The sequence below is a fragment of the Pseudomonas sp. genome, assembly GCF_026224925.1.
Taxonomy (GTDB): domain Bacteria; phylum Pseudomonadota; class Gammaproteobacteria; order Pseudomonadales; family Pseudomonadaceae; genus Aquipseudomonas.
Map to the genome: position 1 here is coordinate 1 of NZ_JAMFRV010000727.1, position 3,837 is coordinate 3,837.

The 3,837-nt window shown below is 59.0% G+C and carries 3 protein-coding genes and 1 pseudogene; all 4 read left to right on the top strand.

Going from position 1 to position 3,837, the window contains the following annotated elements:
• Positions 1–917: aldehyde dehydrogenase family protein (locus M0974_RS30215; protein ID WP_297845591.1), on the top strand; the 917-nt coding region annotated here is incomplete at its 5' end.
• Positions 918–1,102: 185 nt separating this feature from the next.
• On the top strand, positions 1,103–2,254 hold the full coding sequence (ydcS, locus tag M0974_RS30220) for a putative ABC transporter substrate-binding protein YdcS (protein WP_297845592.1): 1,152 nt from the start codon (positions 1,103–1,105) through the stop codon (positions 2,252–2,254).
• Between the two features lie 138 nt (positions 2,255–2,392).
• Positions 2,393–3,433, top strand: a complete 1,041-nt coding sequence (locus M0974_RS30225; protein ID WP_297845594.1) for an ABC transporter ATP-binding protein — start codon at positions 2,393–2,395, stop codon at positions 3,431–3,433.
• A gap of 2 nt (positions 3,434–3,435) precedes the next feature.
• Positions 3,436–3,837: pseudogene (locus tag M0974_RS30230) on the top strand (ABC transporter permease); the annotation flags it as partial.

The following is a 3,837-nucleotide window of genomic DNA, read 5'->3' on the forward strand; positions in this document are numbered from 1 at the left end:
CCGAACACACGCCCCTGTCAATTCTGGCATTGGCGCCCGCACTGGCGCAGCTGTTGCCGCGCGGGGTGATCAACATTATTTGCGGTGGCGGTGAAGGCGTCGGCAGCCATTTAGTCAGCCACCCGAAAGTGCGCATGGTATCCCTGACCGGCGATATCGTTACCGGACAGAAAATCCTCCAGGCCGCGGCCAAAACACTCAAGCGCACGCATTTGGAACTGGGCGGCAAGGCCCCGGTGATCGTCTGCAACGATGCTGATATTCAGGCGGTGGTCGAGGGCGTCCGCACCTATGGCTATTACAACGCCGGACAGGATTGCACTGCCGCATGCCGGATCTATGCGCAAACCGGCATCCATGACCGCCTGGTGGCCGAACTCGGCGCGGCGGTCAGCAGCCTGCGCTTTGCTGGCAAACGCGACGCCGACAACGAAATCGGCCCGCTGATCAGCACCCGGCAGCGGGACCGGGTGGCCAGCTTTGTCGAGCGTGCGCTGGGCCAGCCACATATCGAACGCATTACCGGTGCGGCCGTGCATTCCGGCGCGGGGTTCTTCTATCAACCGACGTTGTTGGCGGGCTGCAAGCAGAGCGATGAAATCGTCCAGCGTGAAGTGTTCGGCCCGGTGGTGACCGTGACCCGTTTCGATCAACTGGAGCAAGCGGTGGACTGGGCCAACGACTCGGAATACGGCCTGGCATCATCGATCTGGACCCATAACCTCGACAAAGCCATGCAAGTAGCCGCGCGTTTGCAGTACGGATGCACGTGGATCAACAGCCATTTCATGCTGGTCAGCGAGATGCCCCACGGCGGATTGAAGCGCTCGGGCTATGGCAAGGACTTGTCCAGCGACTCGCTGCAGGATTACAGCGTGGTGCGGCACATTATGGCGCGCCATGGCACGGTGCTATAAACAGTAAGCGTCAAGCTTCAAGTAAGAGCAAAGCGGAATCAAAAACCATAAGAACGGCTACACCCTGCAATCTTCTGGCTACAAGTAATAGTAAGGGCGATAGGTCTCTTGCAGCTTGGAGCTTAAAGCTTGTAGCTGCCTGCAAAAACACTGCCCCGACCATAATTAAAGAAGAGGGAACCCCCATGTCAGTGCTCAAGACCACAATACTCAGCGCTGTAGTCACCAGCTTGTTCGGCAGTTGCGGCATACAGGCAGCAGAAATGCTTAAAACCGTGGGAGCAGGCGAAGGCCAACTGGATATTGTTGCGTGGCCGGGCTACATCGAGCGCGGCGAAAGCGACAAAGCCTACGACTGGGTGACGGGCTTTGAACAGGAAACCGGCTGCAAGGTCAGCGTGAAAACTGCCGCCACCTCCGATGAGATGGTCAGTTTGATGTCCAAGGGCGGCTATGACTTGGTGACTGCATCGGGTGATGCGTCGCTGCGGCTGATCGTCGGGAAACGGGTTCAGCCGATCAACACCGCGCTGATCCCAAACTGGAAGAACCTTGACCCCCGGTTGGTGAACGGCCCGTGGTACGTGGTCAACAAACAAACCTACGGCACGCCATATCAGTGGGGCCCGAACGTGTTGCTGTACAACACCAACGTGTTCAAGACTCCGCCGGTCAGTTGGGACGTGGTGTTCAAAGAGCAAAACCTTCCCGACGGCAAATCTAATAAAGGTCGGGTGCAGGCGTATGACGGCCCGATCTACATCGCCGACGCGGCACTGTATTTGAAGTCGACCAAGCCAGAGCTGGGCATCAAAAATCCCTACGAGCTGACCGAAGCGCAGTACAAGGCCGTGCTTGATGTGCTGCGTGAACAGCACGCATTGATTCACCGCTACTGGCACGACGCGACCGTGCAAATGAGTGACGTGAAAAACGAAGGCGTCGCGGCGTCCAGCTCGTGGGGCTACATGGTCAACGGCCTGCAAACCGACAAGCAGCCAGTCGCCTCTACCATCCCGAAAGAAGGTGCCACCGGCTGGGCCGACACCACCATGCTGCACGCCGACGCGAAACACCCGAACTGCGCTTACAAATGGATGGACTGGTCGCTGCAACCCAAGGTTCAGGGCGATGTAGCGGCCTGGTTCGGTTCGTTGCCAGCGGTACCGGCGGCCTGCAAAGCCAGCGAGTTGCTCGGGGCTGAAGGGTGCAATACCAACGGCTTCGACCAGTTCGACAAAATCGCGTTCTGGACCACGCCGCAAGCTGAGGGCGGCAAGTTCGTGCCTTACAGCCGCTGGACCCAGGATTACATCGCGATCATGGGCGGCCGCTGAGTACCTTTGAAGGTCCTGCGGACCTTATCGCGAGCAAGCCCGCTCCTACAAATATCGAGCACCTGTAGGAGCGGGCTTGCTCGCGATCGACCGCGACGCGGTCGTAAATGATTGGCCCGTACTTTCGGAGCACTACCCATGACACTTGCAGTCCAGTTCACTAACGTTTCCCGTCAGTTCGGCGAAGTGAAGGCCGTTGACCGGGTTTCTATCGATATCCAGGACGGCGAGTTCTTCTCCATGCTGGGCCCGTCGGGCTCGGGCAAAACGACCTGTCTGCGCTTGATTGCCGGTTTCGAGCAGCCGAGCGCAGGTTCGATCCGCATTCACGGCGAAGAAGCCGCCGGCCTGCCACCGTACGAACGTGACGTGAATACGGTGTTTCAGGATTACGCCCTGTTCCCGCACATGAACGTACGGGACAACGTCGCCTACGGCCTGAAGGTCAAAGGTGTCGCCAAGACCGAGCGTCAAAACCGTGCTCAAGAAGCATTGGCCATGGTCGCACTGGACGGTTACGGCGAGCGTAAACCGGTACAGCTTTCCGGCGGCCAACGGCAGCGCGTGGCCTTGGCCCGAGCGCTGGTCAATCGGCCACGGGTGTTATTGCTGGATGAGCCACTGGGCGCACTTGACTTGAAGCTCCGCGAGCAGATGCAGGGCGAGCTGAAAAAGCTGCAACGCCAACTCGGCATCACCTTCATTTTCGTCACCCACGATCAAACCGAAGCGCTGTCGATGTCCGACCGCGTGGCCGTGTTCCACAAAGGGCGCATTGAGCAGGTTGATACGCCGCGTAATTTGTACATGAAACCAGCCACCACGTTCGTCGCTGAATTCGTCGGCACCTCTAACGTACTGCGCGGCGAGTTGGCCCTGCAATTAAGCGGCACCGCCCTGCCCTTTTCAATTCGCCCTGAGCACATTCGCTTCGCCGAAGGCCAGGCCGGCAGCCATGAGATTCAGGTCAGCGGTTTGCTCCATGACATTCAATATCAGGGCAGCGCCACTCGCTACGAACTCCAGCTCGACAACGGCCAGACCTTGAACATCAGCCACGCCAACACTCAATGGCTGGACACCACGGCCCAGCATCAGCCCGGACAACGGCTTACCGCTCGCTGGTCTCGCGAAGCCATGATTGCGCTGCATGAAACCGCCGTGAGCGAGGGCGCGTAATCATGAGCCAGGCCATCACTCACCCAGGCACGCAGCGCGGACAGTCGCCGCTGCGGCGCTGCTCCAACCTGCTGTATCGCCGACCCAATCTGTACTTGGCGCTGCTGCTGATTCCGCCGTTGCTATGGTTCGGCGCGGTGTACCTCGGCTCGCTACTAACCCTGCTGTGGCAAGGGTTTTACACCTTTGACGACTTCACCATGGCGGTCACCCCAGACCTGACCCTGGCCAACTTTGCCGCGCTATTCAACCCGGCGAATTTCGACATCATCGAACGCACGTTGAGCATGGCAATAGCGGTGTCGATTGCCAGCGCAGTGATCGCGTTCCCCATCGCCTATTACATGGCGCGCTACACCACGGGCAAGACCAAGGCGTTTTTCTACATCGCGGTGATGATGCCC